This window comes from Rhodococcus sp. NyZ502, from assembly GCF_041464245.1.
GTDB classification, from domain to species: domain Bacteria; phylum Actinomycetota; class Actinomycetes; order Mycobacteriales; family Mycobacteriaceae; genus Rhodococcus_F; species Rhodococcus_F qingshengii.
In genome coordinates this window covers 1,150,406-1,169,764 of sequence record NZ_CP167155.1, presented here as the reverse complement: position 1 = coordinate 1,169,764, position 19,359 = coordinate 1,150,406, and the positions used below count along the sequence as shown (strand labels likewise).

Genomic DNA, 19,359 nt, shown 5'->3' with positions numbered 1-19,359 from the left:
AGGTGGGTAGGTGGAGACAGAGCTCCGCCAACAGCATTCATGGTGTGACCGATCCATCCTCGTGGCATGACACAACGTCAACGAGGGTGGTATCTGGCTACGGTCGACGCAGGGACGACCTCACAGTGGCGGGACCGCGCCGGAATTGCACCGACTTCCCATTACCTCGATGATGACGTCAGAACCATAACGGACCGCGGTCACCATTCTCGACACCGGATCAACGTTGCGACCCGATCATCGATCTCGCGTGCCGTACGACGGCTTCCGTTCGCACTCGAAGTTCTTCGGGTGAATCCGATTCCAGCACAACCCGATGCACCTGACTGTCCACGGCAGTCACGGTCAGCCGCGACGTCAACAACGCATCCTCCGCACTGAAACCGTGGCTCTGGAGGCACTCCGAAAAGCCTAGTACCAGTTGCCGATTCATTTCTTCGACCTGCTCGATGAGCTCACGCGTACGCGGAACCTGATCGTAGAGCAGGTGAAAGAACTCTCGCGGCTTACTGTTCACTTCGACCGCGCACTCCACCAACATCCGGACGGCCTCGTCCGGGGTGAGCTCACGCTCGACGATGTCGGCAAGGCAGAGCGCAAAACTCTCCCGCGCAGCACTCACGTGACGGTTCGCCAACTCCGAGAGGATCTCGTACTTGTCGCCGAAATACTGGTAGAGCGAGCCCACCGACACCCCTGCTTCGTCAGCGATCCGGTTGGTGGTCGCTGCCATGGCTTCCGAAGCGAAAACGCGAGTAGCTGCCTCCAGGATCGCGTCGTAGGTAGCCCTCGAGCGCTGCTGGGAGGGCCTTTTCCGTCGAGTCGACACGGTCCTCCGATGCGAGTTGTCAGCCGCGACGCCGATACCGATACCGAGAATTGTGTAGGTGACCAGCGCCGATTACTCGAAGTTTATGCCCGACCGGTACACCGACCACATGCCGGCGCCGACCACGACGTGGTGGGAGTGGAACGGCAACACCGTCCACGTCGCACGGGCCGTGGTTCCAGACGCGCCGGTTCGTGTTCTCGGCATCCACGGCGCCGGCGGCTACTCGGGCGCGTTGTGGCCGTTCGCCGGGATCGGCGTGAAACTCGGAGCCGAAGTCCTCTTCCCTGACCTTCCGCTGTACGGCGACACCGTCGTAGCCGATCCCGCCGGCGTCCGGTACGAGCAGTGGGTCGATCTCCTCTGCGATCTCGTCCGGGCCGAGAAGGCAGCCGACGATCGGCCGCTGGTGTTGTTGGGAGCCAGCATCGGCGGTCTGCTGGCCTACGAGGTGGCCGCGCGGACCGGTCTGGCCGACGCCGTCGTCGCCACCTGTCTGCTCGATCCCTCGAATCCGTCGGCCAGAGCTGCCGCGGCGCGGTTCGGCCCGATGGGCGTCTACGGCGCTCCCCTGATGCGCCGCACCGAACGACTGGTGGGCCGTATCCGCGTGCCCATCCGTTGGGTCGCCGACGTCGCGAACATGAGCAGCAACCGTGAACTCGCGACGCTGTGCGCAACCGATCCGCGCGGTGGCGGTGTTCGGGTGCCACTCGGATTCCTCAGCAGCTACTTCTCGTTCGAGCACACCGCACCCGAAGCATTTCGGACGACGCCCGTTCTGCTCACCCACCCGGCCGACGACCGATGGACGCCACCCGAACTGAGCCTGCAGTTCCTCCGCCGCATCAACGCACCCACCGAATTCGTGATGCTGGACGGGTGCGGGCACTTTCCCGTCGAAGAGCCGGGCCTGACGCAGTTCCACGACGCCGTCGACACACTGCTGCGCTCCGTCGCCGAGCGTCACCGCACGAAACCGTCGTCACCCGCCTAGCCTGAGAATCGTGAGCACCGAAACGGAAGCATCGGCCGACGAGAGCACCACGACGGTCGTACTGGCGTTTGCGGCGAACGCGCTGATCGCCGGTGCCAAGACGGCGGCCGCCATCGTCACCGGATCTGCATCGATGGTCGCAGAGGCCACCCACTCCTGGGCCGATACCGGCAACGAAGTGCTGCTGCTGATCGCGAACCGCCGCTCGAAAAGGGTTCCCGACCGAGACCAGCCACTCGGGTACGGCCGGGAGGCATACATCTGGTCGATGTTCGCCGCCCTCGGACTGTTTGCACTCGGCGCGGGTGTCTCGATCACCCACGGCATCCAGGAACTGTTCCATTCCGAACCGGCCTCCGACTTCGGTGTCGCCTACGCCGTCCTCGGCGTCTCGTTCATCCTCGAAGGCATCTCGTTCCGGCAGGCGTACAAACAACTCCGAAACGAAGCGTCCGCCGTGAACCGCGACGTCATGACCCAGGCACTCAACACATCCGACCCGACGACTCGGGCCGTGTTCGCCGAAGATGCTGCGGCACTTATCGGTTTGGTCATCGCGTTCGTCGGTGTTCTGTTGCACCAGGTCACCGGTTCACCGATCCCCGACGCCCTCGGCTCCATCTTCGTCGGCATTCTCCTCGGGGTCATCGCAATCATCCTGATAGATCGGAACCGCCGCTTCCTGGTCGGCGAAGAGGCCTCGCCGACGCTGCGGGCAGCAGCCGTCGAGGCACTCACCCAACTGCCCGAGATCAACCGAATCACGTTCCTGCGTATGGAATACCTCGGTCCGCGGCAGGTGTACCTGGTGGCCAGCGTCGATCTGGTCGGTGACTACGCGGAATCCCGTGTGGCCCACACGTTGCGCGAACTCGAGCGCTCACTCGAGCAGAGCCCACGTGTCGTGCGGGCGATCCTGACCCTCTCGACGCCTGAAGAACCGTCGATCACAGTCTGAACTTCCGGCCGGGCGATAGGCTCGTTCGATGCGCGCACTGATCGTGATTCTGGCGGTTCTGGGATTTGTCGTCGGGGGAATTCCCCTGGTGGGCAGTCTGATCGACGTGATGACCAGTCCTGACGAGACCATCGTCTATCAGGGTTCCTACGTACCGTTCCGGGACGTGCAGATGGCTCGGGACTACGAGTCGACGATAGCCACCGCCTACGAACCCCTGGACGGACCGCGCTGGCTCGTCCTGGCCTGCTATCCCCTGATCGGAGCAGCACTGGGCGCTCTGACGGCGGCCGTACTGGGACGTCTCGGGTGGCGCCTGACACACGCCTGAGCAGACGCCGATGGCCACCCGTCGTCTACACGAGGGGTGGCCATCCGAGGAATACGTTCAGATGTACATCGCAGGGTCGATGTAACTGTTCGGGTCCACCAGTTTTTCCTTGGTGGTCCGTGGCCGCGCCACCGCCGGGATACCCGTCGCGATGGATTCGGCCGGAACATCTCTGGTGACAACGGCATTGGCGCCGATAGCGCTACCTTCACCGATGACGACAGGTCCGAGGATCTTGGCACCAGCGCCGACGGTGACCCGGTCTCCCAGCGTCGGGTGACGCTTGACCTGCTCGAGCGAGCGACCACCGAGAGTGACGCCGTGATAGAGCATCACGTCGTTACCGACCTCGGCCGTCTCCCCGATCACGACGCCCATGCCGTGATCGATGAAAAACCGCCGACCGATGGTGGCACCGGGATGAATCTCGATGCCGGTGACGAAGCGTGTCAGCTGCGAGAGCACTCGCGCCGGGCCGCGTAGCGCAGGGACGGCCCACATGCGATGCGCAACCCGATGTGCCCAAATGGCATGCAGCCCTGAATAAACGAGCGCGTTCTCCACATTGCTGCGCGCGGCAGGATCCTGACCGCGCGCAGCCTGCAGGTCCTCGCGAATTGTCCCGAGGATACTCACAAGTCTCAGTCCCGGATGTGTTCGAACAGCGGGGTGGAGATGTAACGCTCGCCGAAGTCGCACACGACAGCCACGATCAGCTTGCCGGCGTTTTCCGGACGCTTCGCCAACTCGAGTGCTGCCCAGACGATGGCGCCGGACGAGATGCCGCCCAGGATGCCTTCCTTGGTGCCGAGTGCGCGAGCGACCTCGATGGAATCGGGGAACGAGACGTCGATGATCTCGTCGTAGATCTCGCGATCGAGGACGTCGGGCACGAAGTTCGCGCCGATTCCCTGGATCTTGTGGGGGCCGGGCTGGCCACCGTTGAGGATCGGTGAGTCGATGGGCTCGACGCCCACGATCTTGACCTCGGGCTTGTACTTGCGAAGGGTGCGTCCGACGCCGGTGATGGTGCCGCCGGTGCCGATGCCGGACACGAAGATGTCGACGGCGCCGTCGGTGTCGGCCCAGACCTCTTCGCCCGTCGTTGCCTCGTGGATGGCCGGGTTGGCCGGGTTCGCGAACTGGCTGGCCGAGACAGCGTTCTCGGTCTGCTCGACGATTTCCTTGGCCTTGGCGACCGCACCGGCCATGCCCTCGGATCCCGGGGTCAGCACGATCTCGGCGCCGTAAGCACGCAGCATCACGCGACGCTCGGTGGACATGGTCTCGGGCATGGTCAGGATGACCTTGTAGCCGCGAGCAGCACCGACCATGGCGAGTGCGATACCCGTGTTACCGCTGGTTCCCTCGACGATGGTGCCACCGGGCTTGAGTGCACCGGACTTCTCGGCGGCGTCGATAATCGCCACGCCGATCCGGTCCTTGACGCTGTTGGCCGGGTTGTAGAACTCGAGCTTGACGGCGACCTGTGCGTCCAGGCCCTCGGTCAGACGGTTGAGCCGCACGATCGGGGTGCGCCCGACCAATTCGGTCACGTTGTTGTAGATCCCGCTCATATCTGGTCCTCCTGAGGATCGAGTGTGTCGACCCGCTCGCTGATCACTGCTTTACGGCTGAACTGCATAACGGCTGAACTGCTTAACGGCTGAACTGCTTAACGGCTACAGGCAAGGGCATACAGACGACCGATGCCGCATCGGTTCATCAAATTGAACCAATGCGGCATCAGGCCACTACATACGGGGCGGTTTATCAGGCCAACCGCTGCTTCAGAGCTTCGAACTCGTCGCGAATGCCGGTCGGCAGCTTCTCGCCGACGAAGTCGAACCACTCTTCGATGAGCGGGATCTCGGCCTTCCACTCGTCGATGTTGACCGCGAGGGCCTCGGTGATGTCGGCGTCCGACACGTCCAGGCCTTCGATGTCGAGTGCCGATCCGGTGGGAACGACGCCGATCGGGGTGTCGATACCGGCAGCCTTGTGCTCGATACGCTCGACGATCCACTTCAGGACGCGAGAGTTCTCGCCGAAGCCTGGCCACAGGAAGCGTCCGTCGTCGCCGCGGCGGAACCAGTTGACGTAGAAGACCTTGGGGAGCTTGGACGCGTCGGCGGACTTGCCGAGGTCGATCCAGTGCTGGAAGTAGTCACCGACGTTGTAGCCGAGGAACGGCAGCATTGCCATCGGATCGCGGCGAACCGTACCGACCTGGCCTTCGGCTGCTGCGGTCTGCTCGGAGCCGACCGTTGCACCCATGAAGACGCCGTGCTGCCAGTCGCGAGCCTCGGTGACCAGCGGAACCGTCGTCTTGCGGCGTCCGCCGAACAGGATTGCCGAGATCGGCACGCCCTTCGGGTCGTCCCACTCGGGAGCCATGATCGGGCACTGCGACATCGGGGTGCAGTAACGCGAGTTGGGATGAGCCGCATGGGTGCCCGACTCGGGCGTCCACTCGTTGCCCTTCCAGTCGATCAGGTGCTGCGGGTCGCCTTCGAGGCCTTCCCACCAGACGTCACCGTCGTCCGTCAGAGCGACGTTGGTGAAGACCGTGTTGCCCTGGTCGATGGTGCGCATGGCGTTGGGGTTCGAGGACCAGTTGGTGCCGGGAGCCACGCCGAAGAAACCGAATTCCGGGTTGACGGCGTACAGCTGTCCGTCCTCACCGAAACGCATCCAGGCGATGTCGTCACCGAGGGTCTCGGCGCGCCACCCGGGGATGGTCGGCTGGATCATCGCGAGGTTGGTCTTGCCACAAGCGGAGGGGAATGCCGCCGCGATGTAGTAGGCCTTGTCCTCGGGCGAGATGAGCTTGAGGATGAGCATGTGCTCGGCCAGCCAGCCCTCGTCGTGCGCCATTGCCGAGGCGATACGCAGCGAGTAGCACTTCTTGCCCAGGAGAGCGTTTCCGCCGTAGCCGGAACCGAAGCTCCAGATCTCACGATCCTCGGGGAAGTGGGTGATGTACTTGGTGTCGTTGCACGGCCACGCGACATCTTCCTGGCCTTCGGCCAGCGGAGCGCCCAGCGAGTGCAGCGCCTTGACGAAGAACCCGTCGGTGCCGAGCTTGTCGAGAACCTTGCTGCCCATGCGGGTCATGACGCGCATGGAGACGACGACGTACTCGGAATCGGTGAGCTCGACGCCCAGCTTCGGGTCCTCGGCGTCGAGGGGGCCCATGCAGAACGGCACGACGTACATGGTGCGTCCACGCATGCAACCGCGGTACAGGTCACCCATGAGGGTGCGCATCTCCGCCGGGTCCATCCAGTTGTTGGTGGGACCTGCGTCGATTTCTTCCTTCGAGCAGATGTACGTACGCGATTCGACTCGCGCGACATCGGACGGATCGGAGTTGCCGAGGAAAGAGTTCGGCTTCTTCTCGTCGTTGAGGCGGGTGAAGGTTCCTGCCTCGACCAACTTCGTTGTCAGTCGGTCCCATTCTTCGTCCGAGCCGTCTGCGAAGACGACGCGATCAGGCTGGGTGAGTTCGGCAACCTCTTGCACCCATGCAAGCAGTTCCTTGTGCTGCGTGGGGGGCGTGCCGTCAGTTCCATTGAGACCGGGAATGGTCGCTGAGGTCATCAAACTCTCCTGGGGTGAGCCGGAACCGGGTTCTCGTGACACCGGATGCGAACTGCAGCGCCCCGATACCAGTCGATCCCGGTGTCCCCCTCTCGACGGGGTCCAGCCGCGTCATCCACTCACGTGGATTTCACGGACGCCGGGTGTCCTATGTATTGAGGTTAACGCTGGCTGTTCACCTGCAGGTAATCGGGTGCGGTCAGAAATGTCACAGAAACGATTCAGTTGGTGTGTTCAGGTGCCTACCCGGCGCTCAGAGCACATAAACGGAAGCTTTTCAGAGCGCTCCGGCATCGATTTTCTGCCACACGAGGGCGCCTTCGTCGTCTCGACTGCATTCCCAGGCCGAGTAGTCGCCGTCCGACTCGATCATCGTGAGGCGATCGGCGCTACCGTCGCGATCGAAATCGGACACGATCACGACAGCGTCGTCGGAGTGGACGACACGGCTGTCGACCGTTCCGTCACCGTCCAAGTCGAAGGCGTCGAAGTTCAGGTCGCCGGCATCGACCGGTCCCGACGCGGGCCCGAAGGTCTCGGGCTCGATACGCCCAGGATCGAGCGCTTCGGCTTCGTGCCCGTCGATGTGTCCGGCCGTGATCAGAAATGCGTCCATTACTCCCCCTACTGGATGGTGACCTACTGCTTCGGCAACCCCTACCGAAACCGTCCGCTCAGTATTACCAGACCCCGACGATCAGTCGTGGCCGAAATTGCAGCACTGTGGAGAACTCTGCACTCGCGAAATGATCAGTAGGCGGTGTTCAAAACGGCGAGGTCGCGCTCGCACGACGCGAGCTGACCCGATCTGGCCGCGGCGAGCTCACGAAGTTCACCGTCGATCTCCACGATTCGAGCCTGCGCCGACGCCAACTGCTCGCGACTCTCCGCCATGATCGCCGCTCCCAGATCCGCCTCGGCCTCGAGCAGCACGCTCTGCACTCGCTGCTCCCACTGAGCGCGAACCGCCGACATCGATTCGACGATCCACGACCTGGAGTGGGCACGATCGGCCGTCAGCCCGCGAGTTCGCGCCAACCACCACGCCGCGGCGCCACCCAGAATCAACGTCACGGGGATACTTGCGAACTCCAAGGCCGGAATCATTTCCAGCGGAGTCACTGCGATACGGCCGAGGCCGAGACCCGCGGACGCGCCGACAAGAATTGTCACCCGGTCTTCGTTTCCGCGCTGACGGCGCGGCGGGCCCTCCGGAATCCGTGGGGAAGGCATGTATCCGGTCGTGCCCGCCACTTCCACCGCTGCCGCCATCGCGGCGTCGAACACCCGGGTGTGGTGGTCGACCTCGTGCTGCAGTCGCGTCGGCACGCTGCCCAATTCGGCTCGCGAGGCCGTGTCGACCCAGGCACGTGCCCCGGCGACCGTCGCCCGGGTTGCCTCGGCGATTTGTTGTGACAGATCCCCGCGCGCTCGTTGCAGTCGGCTTCGCACCTGCACCAGGCGTTCGCCTCGCCGGCCGTCACGGTCTGCGAGCAGCTGCGATCGCTCTGCCCGCAGTTCGGCACCAGGAACACCGTCACGTAGATTCCGGATCTCCATCTCGATCATCCGGCGCGTCTGTGCGATGACTCCGGAATCCGAACCACCTGCTTCCCTCTCCCGTGCCGCCCGGCTCACGACCGCAACGAGTGACTGCTCCTGACCAGGCGCAATCGGGACCACGGGAGCCTGCGCAAAAGCGGTGCAGTGCGAAGCGAGAATCTCGGCATCACGCCGGCGCACCGCCTGCCAGTCTCGATAGACGTCGACGCGGGTCAGCGCCACCACCACCGGGGTTCCGCTCGCCGCAGCGTCGCCGAGGAGAAGGAGATCCTCGCGTCCGATCACACTGGCAGCGTCGACGACCAGAAGTACGACGTCGGCGTCCACCTCGCGTGTCACTGACGAACAGTCATCCGAAGCATCGAACATCTGCGCGACGTCTTCCCGTCCACACCTTGGTGGACCGACAACGTAAATGCGAGTGCCCCTGCATGTTTCGGCGGCGACCTGGCGACCCGGATCGGATGCCGGATTCCATCGCTGCACCACGCGCAGCACCGAATCCGGAAGTACCGAAACGCTATTCATCGGTCACCGCCGGGGCAGAGCGATCGCCTCCGAGCTGCGCCCACCGACGCACATACCCGCGTCGAATCAGTGAGACCCGTTGTTGCGGACACTGTTCCGACTCGTTCACGAGCTCGCTCCACCACCGGCTGCACGTGCCCGCGTCGTCAGCAGTCCGAGGATCGGGAGGCTCGCCTTGACGCAGGGCTCGAATTTCGGGGCTCATCATCGCCGCCGCGGCGCCGAACAACACCGCGGAGTCCGAACTCAGATACAACTCGATCTCGTCCCTGCCCGCAATGCTGCGCGAGGCAGATCGCCTCAGCGCCGGGCCGATCTGCTCGACCCGGCCCCACCACTGCGCCTCCAGAACAGGTCCGAGAGCCGCGAACAACTCTTCGACGCCGCGCCCGGTCAGTGTCTCCACCGGAACCGTGGGCACGCCGACGTTCTCGGAGATTTCCGCGGCCCGTCCCAGCGCCTCGTCCCAGCGCGGACCGAACAGGTCAGCCTTGTTCGCAGCGACGACCACACGATCGGAAACTCGAGCAATGGCTCGGCCGTCGACGTCGCGGACCGCGTCGACCACCACGTAGACAACGCAACGACGACCCAGATCGGGGTTCGACGTTCCAGGGACATCGAATGCCCTCGACTCGGTCACCACAACCGGTGCGCCGACAACTCTGCGCGAGAACCGGTCGTCGCGCCTCAGGATTCGCGCCAACGACGACCGCCCCACCCCGGCCCGTCCGGCGACCACCAGCTCGAGCGGCGCAGTCAGCGATCCGAGCACCGAGTGGACCGCCTCTGCGGCTCCCGAATCGATCGACGTCAGCCGATATGCCAGAGCGCGCAGCTGATCGATCGGCTCCGAGCAGGCGTCGTCGATCGATTCTGCGGGCAACATTCGTGACCACTCACGGCATGCAAATCCTGTGTTCATCCCCACCCCACGTCCCCATCGTGTCGGTGAGATTCTGTCAGGTTCTCGGCAAGGACGGCAGGTGACACCGCCCTTTCGCCGACAGTCCGAAGTCGACGGTTTCAGGACTTTCCGTGGAAAGTCTCAACTCAAACTTCAGACCCGTCTGCGCTAAACGGGGGTCATGCGTGACAATGGGTTCGTGAACGAAGCCGATCAGCATGCACCGCAGACCCCTGACACGGGGCAGACGGACCACACCAAGGGGTCCCGTCTCCATCCGAGAGTGACCAGCTTTCGCTCTCGCCGGGGTGCGCTGACCGACGCACAGCAGCAGGCTTGGGACCGTCAGTGGCCGCTCATCGGCGCCGACGTCTCGGACACACCGCTCGACGCGAACGCCTGGTTCGGACGTGAAGCACCCCTGATCATCGAGATCGGTTCGGGTACCGGCACCGCGACGGCCGCAATGGCCAAGGCGGAACCGCACGTGAACCTGATCGCGATCGAGGTGTACCGCCCAGGGCTCGCGCAGCTTCTCCAGCAGGTCGAACGCGAAGAAATTCCCAACGTCCGCGTACTGCGCGGTGACGCGATGGACGTACTCGAGAACATGGTCGCCCCCGAATCGCTGACGGGCGTCCGGGTGTTCTTCCCGGATCCGTGGCCCAAGGCCCGCCATCACAAGCGTCGCCTCCTGCAGGGGCCGACGTTCGCGCTGATCGCCAACCGTCTCAAGCCTGGCGGAGTGCTGCACGTGGCAACCGATCACGCCGAGTACGCCGAATGGATCGAAGAAACCGGCAATGCCGAGCCGCTGCTGACCGCACTCGACTGGGAGTCTCCGATGACCCACGAGCGTCCGGTCACCAAGTTCGAGGACAAAGCCCATAAGGTCGGAAGTGCAATCACCGAGCTTATATGGGGGAAGATCAGAGCATGAGCGTCAGCGAACAGCTATCCGACGACGTGACGTCGTCGGAATCTCCTCTCGACTTCGGTCGTGACTCCCGCCACCCCAAGCGGGTGCTTCTGGTCTGGGACGCCCCTAACCTCGACATGGGCCTCGGCGCCATCCTCGGTGGCCGGCCTACCGCCGCCTACCGGCCACGATTCGACGCTTTGGGTCGTTGGCTGCTCTCTCGCACCGCCGAACTGTCCGCACAGAACAGCGGCACGCTCGAGCCTGAAGCGACCGTCTTCACCAACATCGCGTCCGGCAGCGCCGACGTCGTTCGTCCTTGGGTCGAAGCCTTGCGTAACGTGGGTTTCGCGGTGTTCGCCAAGCCGAAGGTCGATGAAGACAGCGATGTCGATTCGGACATGCTCGAGCACATCGCGCTCCGGTACGGCGAGGGCCTCGCCGGAATCATGGTCGCGTCCGCCGACGGCCAAGCGTTCCGCGAACCTCTCGAGGACATCGCAGCAACCGGTATCCCGGTCCAGGTTCTCGGGTTCCGTGAACACGCCAGCTGGGCTGTGTCGTCCGATATCTTGGACTTCGTCGATCTCGAGGACATCCCAGGTGTCTTCCGTGAGCCTCTGCCACGGGTAAGCCTGGACACCCTGCCCGACGAGGGCGCCTGGTTGCAGCCGTTCCGACCGCTTTCTGCCCTGCTCATCGGGCGAAAAAGTGTTGCCGAGTAGGAGTTGATCAGTGTTCGCCAGCTGGGGAAGCATCGTCTATCGAGCCCGCTTCACCGTCATCGCTGTCATGGTGGCGGGGCTCCTCGGGCTCGCTGCGTACGGCCTGAGCCTGCAGGATCATCTCAGCCAGAGCGGCTGGGACGATCCGGGGTCGGAATCGGTAGAGGCTGCCAAACTCGCTGACGGCACGTTCGGACGCAGCACGACGGGTGACGTTCTGGCGCTGTACACGGCGCCGGAGGGCAAGACCGTCGACGACCCCGAGTTCCAAGCGAAGGTCATCGACAATCTGCAGCGACTCATCGCCGACAACCCCGACCAGATCATGAAGATCAACGGCTCGTACTTCAAGGTCGACAACGGTCTCTCGGTGGCGGCCCTGGCGGACAAGACCAAGCAACACGCGGTCACCAGCATCGCGATCGCCGGAGACAACGACACCGCGGTGTCCAACAACTTCCGCGACGTCGAGTCGCAGTTCTACATCGACGGCGTCGACGTGCAACTCGCCGGCCTGCAACCTGTCGCGAATTCGCTCAACGACACGATGGCCAACGACATCAAGCGCATGGAAATGCTCGCGATTCCTGCTGTCGGTGTCCTGCTGTTCTTCGTCTTCGGTGGCGTCGTCGCTGCTGCCCTCCCGTTGATCGTCGGCGGTCTGACCGTCATCGGCGCCAACGGCATCATTCGACTGATCACCAACTTCACCGAGGTCAACGCGTTTGTTGCGCCCGTGGTCTCTCTGGTCGGCCTGGGTCTCGCGATCGACTACGGACTGTTCATCGTCAGCCGTTTCCGAGAAGAGATAGCCGAGGGGTACGACACCCCGACCGCTGTACGCCGAACGGTCATGACGGCGGGTAGAACGGTCATGTTCTCGGCGACCATGGTTGCCGTCAGCCTCGGCGGTCTGCTGTTGTTCCCGCAAGGCTTCCTCAAATCGGTGGCTTACGGCGCCATTGCTGCCGTCATGCTTGCCGCGATCTCGTCCATCACGATTCTTCCCGCGATTCTCGGCATTCTCGGCAAGCGGATCGACGCGCTGACCTTCAAGAAGCTGCGCCAGACCAAGACCAACGAGGAAATCGAGAACGGTTTCTGGGGCAAGCTCACCCGCTGGGTCATGCAGCATCCGCTCAAGGTCGCGGTCCCGATCGTCGCGGCTCTACTGCTGATGATCATTCCGCTGACGGGCATCAAGTTCGGCGGTATCAACGAGACGTACCTGCCCCCGGACAGCCCCACGCGTGTCGCGCAGGCGCAGTTCGACGAACTCTTCCCCGGCAATCGCACCGAGCCCGTTCGACTCGTCATCGAGGGAGCCGACAACACCACCCTCGGTCAGATTTCCAAGACCGCAAATGCTGCGCCGGGTCTGGTCGAGAAGTTCACCCCGGAGGTTGCGACGAAGGACGGTGTCAACGTCCTCAAGGCCGGTCTGACGGAGCGGAACGAGGCACGTCCCACCATCGACTATCTGCGGTCCGCGGACTGGCCCGAGGGCACAACTGTGCTGGTCGGCGGTACTCCGGCCATCGAGCAGGACAGCGTCGACGCATTGCTCGATCGTCTGCCGCTGATGGTCGTATCCGTCATCCTGCTGACGACCTTGCTGATGTTCTTGACGTTCGGCTCGCTCGTCCTGCCCATCAAGGCCGCATTGATGAGCGCGCTCGGACTGGGTTCGACGCTCGGAATCCTGACCTGGATCTTCATCGACGGGCACGGTTCCGGTCTCTTGAACTTCACGCCGGGACCGATCATGTCTCCCGTCCTGGTGTTGATCATCGCGATCGTCTACGGCCTGTCGACCGACTACGAAGTGTTCCTGCTCTCCCGCATGGTCGAAGCGCGCGCGCAGGGCGCGAGTACTACCGAATCCATCCGTATCGGCACGGCACATACCGGCCGGATCATCACCGCTGCCGCACTGATTCTGATCGTGGTCACCGGCGCATTCGGCCTGTCCGATCTGGTGATGATGAAATACATCTCCTACGGCATGATCTCCGCGCTGATCATCGACGCGACTCTCATCCGAATGTTCCTGGTCCCCGCGACCATGAAACTGCTCGGCGACGACTGCTGGTGGGCTCCGGCCTGGATGAAGCGGATCCAGCAGAAGATCGGGCTGGGCGAGCCGATCCTCGACAACGAGCTGGTACTCGCGAACGTCCCGCAGATCGCGCCTGTCGGTGCGATCGCCGGACCGGGGCAGCCGCGCAAGATCGAAGCGGCCTCGCGGGTCATGCCGCCGCCTGCCCCGGCTGCACAGCCGGAAAGCGGACCTCGCGTTCCCGATCCTCTCACCGAGCCCATTCCGCTCAGCGAAATGGCGATCAAGGCACCCAACACGGAGGCTCCCGCCGCGGAGAAGCCGGCACCGCGACGTCGTCTCGATATCGGGAGTGCAGCCAGCGCCCCCCAGAACCTGATCGAGGCACCTGTACCCAATCCCTCGTACCGGCCGCAACCGAATGCCAGCGACAAGCGCAGAAACCCCACGCCCGCTGCGCCGGCCGAGCGTCCCATCGAGAGTTGGTTGTCGGACCTGCGGGCCCGGGAACAGACTCCCCCGGCCTCACGTCCACTGCCGGTGGTCCGGACGCCTTCGCGGACAAACGGTTCGGCGACCAACGGTGCTGCCAGCAGCAGTTCAGGCTCCAACGGCGCGAGCCGGAACGGCTCCGCAAACGGTGCTACCAACGGCTCTGCAACAAACGGTTCAGCCCCGACCTCGGTGGAGGCGACCCCCCAGTCGCCGCCTCCACCGACCGCTCCGGAGCGTCGTAACGGGGTTTTCACGGATTCGCCTTCGCCTACCAACGAGCCCCGAGTCTCGGACGCCACCCCTGACGGCGACGACAACGCCACCGGCAGGCACCGGCCTGACGACGCAGGCGCCATCAGCGTGAGCGAGCTCATCGCTCGCCAGAAGCGAAGCTGACCTGCTCCTGCTCCTGCTTGGCGAAGGCTCGTGCATAACGTGTCCCGACCAGCAGGAGCAGCAAGCCGACCACCAGGAAGGCAACGCTACGCACCAGCCCACTGAGTGTGGCCAGGTCGAAGAGGAACAGCTTTGCCACGGCCGCACTGGTGAGAGCAAGCCCGGCTCCGAGCAAGACGCGAGCGTGCTGGCGGTTGTTCAATCCGAGCACCAGCGCTGACGTGGCGGCAAGCATCCACACTATGGTTGCAACACTGTGCCCGGCAACGAAACCGGTTGCACTGTCGAAAATTTCGACGCCGGATGAGACGAGCGCGCACGTCACCGCGTAGAGGACACCGAACCCTGCGCCCGCCCATAGAACCGCCGCGTTGGAATCGGCAATCAACTTCAGTCGGTGAATCGCCCAGACCAGCATCACCACCGCGCCTATCGCCGTCAGGCTCGAGAGCGCCGTGATCGCACCGAGTTGCATGGATGCGGCGCGAGCGGTCGTCAACGCTTCCGGCGGAACCGTCGTGAGGTATCCGATCGATCCGATTGCCGCAAAGGCGGTTCCGAGCGCGAAGACGAAGCGCGAACCCGCATACAGCGAGACTCCGAGGAAGATCATTCCGACCGTGAGGATCAGCGGTACGACCAGAGATTCAGTCGCCCCGGAGAAGCAGCAGAGCAACAATGCGAGGGCGCCGGTTGCGCCCAGTCCGAATCGCAGTTGCGTCGGCAAAGGCTTGGCCGCCGCTGCAGCCGAAAGAAGTAGTGCCGCAGCAATTCCGTACAGCACTGCGGATTCGGTGCGCCCGAGCACGGCTCCGACGCTCATCAGCGGAAGGGACGAGACAACAAAGGTAGCGGTGGACCACGCCCCTGCAATGCCGTCACGCGAGGGCGAACCCGTCCACTGCATAACCATCGCGCAGCCGGCCCCCACGATTGCAACCACGCCGGCACTGATCACCAATTGCACTGCACTGTTACCGGATTCGCCGAAGATGGACTCCGACGCTATCGCTGCGAGCAGTGCGAGAACCACCGGTACGGTGCGCGCCATGCCCAGGTACTTCCAGTCACGACCGAGCTGGGCGGAGAATGTCGCCGACTGGATCGCGAAGAGGAAACCGATGAGGGTCAACGATATTCCCGACGTCAACACGGGAGCCAGCAGCGCTGCTCCCAGAACGATCATGAGCGCCAGCGATTCGGAATCCCACTTCACGGCGAGGGCAACGCCGGCGGCGGCGATTCCGAAGGCAATCACCACCGCGAGCGGTGTCGTCACCCAACCGTAGAGAACGGAGGCTGCGACGACATCGAGATACATCCCTGCAAAACCTGTGGCAGCCAGGGCAATTGCCCCAACTTTGCCCCCTGGCCGTCCGTGGACCCGCACCCCGGCAAACACCAAGGCGCCGGAAAGGAGCGCACCGCCGAGCACCCGCAGCGGAGGTCCGAAGAATCCGGCCTGCGCTGCAAGTACCAGCAGCATCACGACGCCGATCAGTGTGACGGCAACACCTGCCGCGGCCAGGAGTCGACTGATGACACCGTCGCGTTGCCACCAGGGCTGGCGAGGCGCGGCAACCGGATACGTCGGCGGCTGCCACGCGGGCACGCTCTGCTGAGGACGCATTGGTGGCATCTGCGGCACCTGTGGCGCCGGAGATGCGGGTGCCGGAACTACCGGCATGGGCGGGGTCGCAGTAGCCGAGGACAGCTGAGTCTGCAGGATCGACAGGTTCTGGCCCATGTGACGCAACTGCCGGCCGATGCTGTCGCACTCGGCCGAGAGGGCGGTCACCAGTCGCGGATCGACGGCGGAAAAGCTCGGTGTGGTCATGGCTTCGAGCTTGCTGCGTGGCCGAACCGATCAGATGAGTAGTACTACTCGATCAGCCTGGGGACTTCTCGTACTCAACTGACAGGGCACTAACGCCGAGGTGCCGCGTTCCGCAATCGTTCGGACAGAAGCCGACCCGAAGTGTGAAGCGGAGCGGGATCCTGACGCGCCCGAGCAAGGACCAGCGCGCCCTCGAGTGCGGACAGAGCGAGAATTGCCTCGGACTCGGCGTCTTCGCGGGACCAACCGTCTGCCTCGAGGCGCTGAGCCAGCAGTGCGAGCCACGAGTTGTACCCGTCCGCGCAAGCACCGCGGATGACCTCGGATTCGGTTGCGGCATCCAGTGTTGCCGTAGCCAGGGCGCATCCACGTTCGTAGTCCGAATCCGACAAACGCGCAGCCAATGCGGCGGCGAATGCCGAGATCGCGGTGGCTGCATCGGGTGAGCTCTCCAGCAGGTGCCGGATGAAATCGGCCATTGCCTCGCCACGTCGCCTCAGAGCCTCGCCTGCGAGTTCTTCCTTGCCGCCGGGAAAGTGAAAGTACAAGGAACCTTTGGTAGTCGCACTAGCCGAGAGAACTTCCGACACCCCCGTTCCGGCGTAGCCCTTCCGCTGCAACAAATCGGCAGCGGCATCGACCAACAAATCCCTCGTAGACATACGTTCAATATACCGATCAGTACACATATCGACAACACTTGAAGTGCATAAATTGTCAAAACCTTGCATCACTAGACCGATTGGTACATGATTCGGGAATCAACAAACCGGAGCGCGGACAACGACGCTCACGACGACGAAGGACTGAATCGATGTCACCGAATTCCCCGAACAACACCACCACGACCGTCCTCGGACCGGACGAAGACCTCGCCGGGACCCTCGCGGCCACCGGCGTCCGGATGATGGTTCGTAACAAACAAACCGAGGGAGGTTTCTCTCTTGTACAACACCGCATCGCTCCGCATTCGATGACCTCACCGGTCCATCGCCACAGCCGGGAAGACGAGTACACGGTGGTTCAAAGTGGCCGCGTCGCAGCGATGGTCGGAGACGAGGTCGTCTACGCGGAGACCGGCGCCATGATCTTCAAACCGCGTGGCCAGTGGCACGCCGTGTGGAATCCCGACGACGCTCCAGCGCGGATTCTCGAAATCATCACGCCCGGAGGAATGGAAGACCTGTTCGAACTGATGCCGAAACTACTGGCCGAAGCAGGTTCCGCCGCGGAATCGGTTGCAGCGCGGGTAGAAGCAGACTTCGGGATCGAATTCGATCTCGTTGCCACCGCCGAGATCGCACAGACACACGGTGTGGGATTCGGCATCGAAAGTCACTGACCGACTGTCAGCACCTACCGATCGAAGGAAGATTCATGCTTGTACTCACCGGAGCAGAAGACCTCAGCGCCAACCTGAACCAAGAGCTGGGCGTCAGCGACTGGCACGATGTCACCCAGGAGTCCATCGACGAGTTCGCCCGGGTCACCGGCGACGATCAGTGGATTCACGTCGATGTGGATCGCGCGAAGGAGTCGCCGTTCGGCGGAACCATCGCGCACGGCAACTACACGCTCTCACTCGGCCCCAAGTTCTCGTACGCAATGTTCTCGCTCGAAGGTTTTGCGTTTGCTCTCAACTGCGGATTCGACAAGGTCAGGTTGCCCGCTCCGCTTCCGGTCGGCTCTCGTGTCCGCATGCGCGCGACGTTGAGCAAAGTCGAACCGATCAACGGCGGTGTCCAGATCACGGTGACGCAGACGTTCGAACGAGAACACGGTGACAAGCCCGTGTGCGTCGCCGAGATGTTGACCCGCGCGTATCACTGAAAGGTCAGGAGCCGAACATCTTTCGGATCGTGGTACCGAAGGGATGCTTCGCGGTGACACTGCCGAATCGCACCTTGCCGTGCACCACCAGATGCAGCGGGCCCATCTGTGGGCCGGAACGAACCTTGTTCGACGCGCTTCCCCCGACTGCCTCGACACCGTTCATGTCCACCGTCGCCTCTTCGGGAACGATCAGTGAAATCGAGCTGGCGTAGTCGTCGATCGAGATGTTCACGACCTGCGTCTGCATCACCGCACGCGTGAAATCGATAGTCACACTGGACATTCTGGTGTCGACCACGACAGCTGGTGGAACGATCCAGGCACCGTTCCGCGTCACCGTCGCCATTCGTCCACGGATCACGGCAGCATTTGCCGCTCCGTAAGTACCTACAACCGGAGCCCCGACGGGAGCGCGGTAAGGCGGGCTCGGGTGAACCGGCGGCGGTTGGGGTTGGTACGTCGGCGCCGGGTAGGGCTGGCCTTGGTACATCGGCTGACCCGCATTGGGATACGCGGGTGGGTCGTAGTCGGAGATCAGTGTGATGCCCGGAAGATCGGCGAGAACCGAGTTGAGCTCACCTCGTGTCTTTGCGGCCAAGGCAGTGTCCATGCGCTCGGTGAACTCACCGAGCGAGAGCATCCCTTGACCGACAGCTTTCTGCAGCAGCTCGCCGACATGCTCTCGTTCGGCATCGGATACGCGTAGATTCCTGGCCTCCATGATTTCCAGGATAAACGTTATTCGAGACCTTGTTCTATCGCGTATCGCGTGAGCTCGACGCGATTGGCCAACTGAAGCTTCCGAAGCGTTGCCTGCACATGGTTTTCGACGGTCCGGTGGCTGAGCGAGAGCCTCGTGGCGATCTGTTTTGCGCTCAGCCCCTTGGCGACAAGACGGAGCACTTCGGTCTCACGGTCGGTGAGCCGAGGCAGCTCGGGTGCGCGATCGTCGGCCGGTGCCGTCGACATCCGGCGGTACTCACCGAGCACCAATCCGGCGAGGCCGGGGGTGAAGACGGCTTGTCCGTCGAAAGTCGCTCGCACGGCCTCGAGCAGTTCCGCCACCGAAGCACTCTTGACCAGGTAACCCGACGCTCCGGCTTTGACCGCGTCGAGGACGTCGTCACGTTCGGCAGAGGCCGAAAGCACCAGTACCTTGCTCTTCGGCGAAACCTCGAGAATTGCGGTGGTGGCGTCGGCACCGTTTCCGTCCGGCAGGTTCATGTCCATCAGAACCACCGCCGGTTGCACGGCGGCGGCCCGGCGGCGCGCACTCTCAACACCCTCCGCCGTGGCGCTCACGGTGAAGCCGGCAGCTTCGAGGTCCCGGGAGACACCGTCGCGCCACATCGGGTGATCGTCGACGACCATCACCGTCA

At 63.5% G+C, this 19,359-nt stretch carries 19 protein-coding genes and 1 riboswitch; of the genes, 8 read left to right on the top strand and 11 right to left on the bottom strand.

Annotated features, from left to right (window positions below):
- Nucleotides 1–66: 66 nt before the first annotated feature.
- A riboswitch (cobalamin riboswitch) is annotated at nucleotides 67–214 on the bottom strand.
- Nucleotides 215–220: 6 nt separating this feature from the next.
- On the bottom strand, nucleotides 221–829 hold the full coding sequence (locus tag ACBG85_RS05410) for a TetR/AcrR family transcriptional regulator (RefSeq protein ID WP_082920542.1): 609 nt from the start codon (nucleotides 827–829) through the stop codon (nucleotides 221–223).
- Nucleotides 830–887: 58 nt separating this feature from the next.
- Between ACBG85_RS05410 and ACBG85_RS05405 the strand changes: the two genes are divergently transcribed.
- Genes ACBG85_RS05405 through ACBG85_RS05395 form a run of 3 tightly spaced genes read left to right on the top strand, consistent with a single transcriptional unit; the run spans nucleotide 888 to nucleotide 3,115 of the window.
- Complete coding sequence (locus ACBG85_RS05405) at nucleotides 888–1,826, top strand: alpha/beta hydrolase (protein ID WP_338927678.1); 939 nt, start codon at nucleotides 888–890, stop codon at nucleotides 1,824–1,826.
- 10 nt (nucleotides 1,827–1,836) lie between these two features.
- Nucleotides 1,837–2,784, top strand: coding sequence for a cation diffusion facilitator family transporter (locus tag ACBG85_RS05400; protein WP_042452614.1), 948 nt, complete (start codon nucleotides 1,837–1,839; stop codon nucleotides 2,782–2,784).
- 28 nt (nucleotides 2,785–2,812) lie between these two features.
- Entirely contained in the window at nucleotides 2,813–3,115 is a 303-nt protein-coding gene (locus tag ACBG85_RS05395; RefSeq protein ID WP_338927677.1) for a hypothetical protein, read from the top strand.
- 57 nt (nucleotides 3,116–3,172) lie between these two features.
- Here the strand turns inward: ACBG85_RS05395 and epsC are convergent, their stop codons facing one another.
- The 6 genes from epsC to ACBG85_RS05365 all read right to left on the bottom strand — a co-directional run bounded on the left by epsC (nucleotide 3,173) and on the right by ACBG85_RS05365 (nucleotide 9,698).
- Complete coding sequence (epsC, locus tag ACBG85_RS05390) at nucleotides 3,173–3,751, bottom strand: serine O-acetyltransferase EpsC (protein WP_003945907.1); 579 nt, start codon at nucleotides 3,749–3,751, stop codon at nucleotides 3,173–3,175.
- Nucleotides 3,752–3,756: 5 nt separating this feature from the next.
- On the bottom strand, nucleotides 3,757–4,692 hold the full coding sequence (gene cysK, locus ACBG85_RS05385; protein WP_003945916.1) for a cysteine synthase A: 936 nt from the start codon (nucleotides 4,690–4,692) through the stop codon (nucleotides 3,757–3,759).
- A gap of 196 nt (nucleotides 4,693–4,888) precedes the next feature.
- On the bottom strand, nucleotides 4,889–6,718 hold the full coding sequence (locus ACBG85_RS05380; RefSeq protein ID WP_003945806.1) for a phosphoenolpyruvate carboxykinase (GTP): 1,830 nt from the start codon (nucleotides 6,716–6,718) through the stop codon (nucleotides 4,889–4,891).
- A 277-nt stretch (nucleotides 6,719–6,995) separates the two neighbouring features.
- Nucleotides 6,996–7,334, bottom strand: a complete 339-nt coding sequence (locus tag ACBG85_RS05375; RefSeq protein ID WP_042920271.1) for a DUF6802 family protein — start codon at nucleotides 7,332–7,334, stop codon at nucleotides 6,996–6,998.
- Nucleotides 7,335–7,468: 134 nt separating this feature from the next.
- Nucleotides 7,469–8,809 (bottom strand): hypothetical protein, encoded by a 1,341-nt coding sequence (locus tag ACBG85_RS05370; RefSeq protein ID WP_372026479.1) that lies wholly within the window; start codon nucleotides 8,807–8,809, stop codon nucleotides 7,469–7,471.
- A complete protein-coding gene (locus ACBG85_RS05365; RefSeq protein WP_003945496.1) occupies nucleotides 8,802–9,698 on the bottom strand; it encodes a GTPase domain-containing protein in 897 nt (298 codons plus the stop codon). The genes ACBG85_RS05370 and ACBG85_RS05365 overlap by 8 nt, the downstream gene beginning before the upstream one ends.
- A 199-nt stretch (nucleotides 9,699–9,897) precedes the next feature.
- Between ACBG85_RS05365 and trmB the strand changes: the two genes are divergently transcribed.
- Genes trmB through ACBG85_RS05350 form a run of 3 tightly spaced genes read left to right on the top strand, consistent with a single transcriptional unit; the run spans nucleotide 9,898 to nucleotide 14,310 of the window.
- Nucleotides 9,898–10,656 (top strand): tRNA (guanosine(46)-N7)-methyltransferase TrmB, encoded by a 759-nt coding sequence (trmB, locus tag ACBG85_RS05360; protein WP_338927676.1) that lies wholly within the window; start codon nucleotides 9,898–9,900, stop codon nucleotides 10,654–10,656.
- The gene (locus tag ACBG85_RS05355) at nucleotides 10,653–11,360 is read left to right on the top strand and encodes an NYN domain-containing protein (RefSeq protein ID WP_003945733.1); all 708 of its coding nucleotides are present in this window, start codon (nucleotides 10,653–10,655) and stop codon (nucleotides 11,358–11,360) included. The genes trmB and ACBG85_RS05355 overlap by 4 nt, the downstream gene beginning before the upstream one ends.
- A gap of 10 nt (nucleotides 11,361–11,370) precedes the next feature.
- Complete coding sequence (locus tag ACBG85_RS05350; RefSeq protein WP_372026474.1) at nucleotides 11,371–14,310, top strand: MMPL family transporter; 2,940 nt, start codon at nucleotides 11,371–11,373, stop codon at nucleotides 14,308–14,310.
- Here the strand turns inward: ACBG85_RS05350 and ACBG85_RS05345 are convergent.
- Together ACBG85_RS05345 and ACBG85_RS05340 are read right to left on the bottom strand one after the other, a co-directional pair.
- Nucleotides 14,285–16,147, bottom strand: coding sequence for a DUF2339 domain-containing protein (locus ACBG85_RS05345; protein WP_063314964.1), 1,863 nt, complete (start codon nucleotides 16,145–16,147; stop codon nucleotides 14,285–14,287). The two genes, ACBG85_RS05350 and ACBG85_RS05345, sit on opposite strands and share 26 nt — an antisense overlap.
- An 89-nt stretch (nucleotides 16,148–16,236) precedes the next feature.
- The gene (locus ACBG85_RS05340) at nucleotides 16,237–16,809 is read right to left on the bottom strand and encodes a TetR/AcrR family transcriptional regulator (RefSeq protein WP_042920278.1); all 573 of its coding nucleotides are present in this window, start codon (nucleotides 16,807–16,809) and stop codon (nucleotides 16,237–16,239) included.
- Between the two features lie 152 nt (nucleotides 16,810–16,961).
- Between ACBG85_RS05340 and ACBG85_RS05335 the strand changes: the two genes are divergently transcribed.
- Nucleotides 16,962–17,489: a cupin domain-containing protein gene (locus ACBG85_RS05335; protein ID WP_007734488.1), complete on the top strand. Its 528-nt coding sequence runs from the start codon at nucleotides 16,962–16,964 to the stop codon at nucleotides 17,487–17,489.
- A 35-nt stretch (nucleotides 17,490–17,524) separates the two neighbouring features.
- On the top strand, nucleotides 17,525–17,977 hold the full coding sequence (locus ACBG85_RS05330; RefSeq protein WP_003945664.1) for a MaoC family dehydratase: 453 nt from the start codon (nucleotides 17,525–17,527) through the stop codon (nucleotides 17,975–17,977).
- A gap of 4 nt (nucleotides 17,978–17,981) precedes the next feature.
- On the opposite strand, the gene ACBG85_RS05325 is transcribed toward ACBG85_RS05330, so the two are convergent.
- Together ACBG85_RS05325 and ACBG85_RS05320 are read right to left on the bottom strand one after the other, a co-directional pair.
- Entirely contained in the window at nucleotides 17,982–18,701 is a 720-nt protein-coding gene (locus ACBG85_RS05325) for a DUF1707 domain-containing protein (protein ID WP_007734485.1), read from the bottom strand.
- Nucleotides 18,702–18,718: 17 nt separating this feature from the next.
- Nucleotides 18,719–19,351, bottom strand: a complete 633-nt coding sequence (locus ACBG85_RS05320) for a response regulator transcription factor (protein WP_042453521.1) — start codon at nucleotides 19,349–19,351, stop codon at nucleotides 18,719–18,721.
- Nucleotides 19,352–19,359 lie beyond the last annotated feature (8 nt).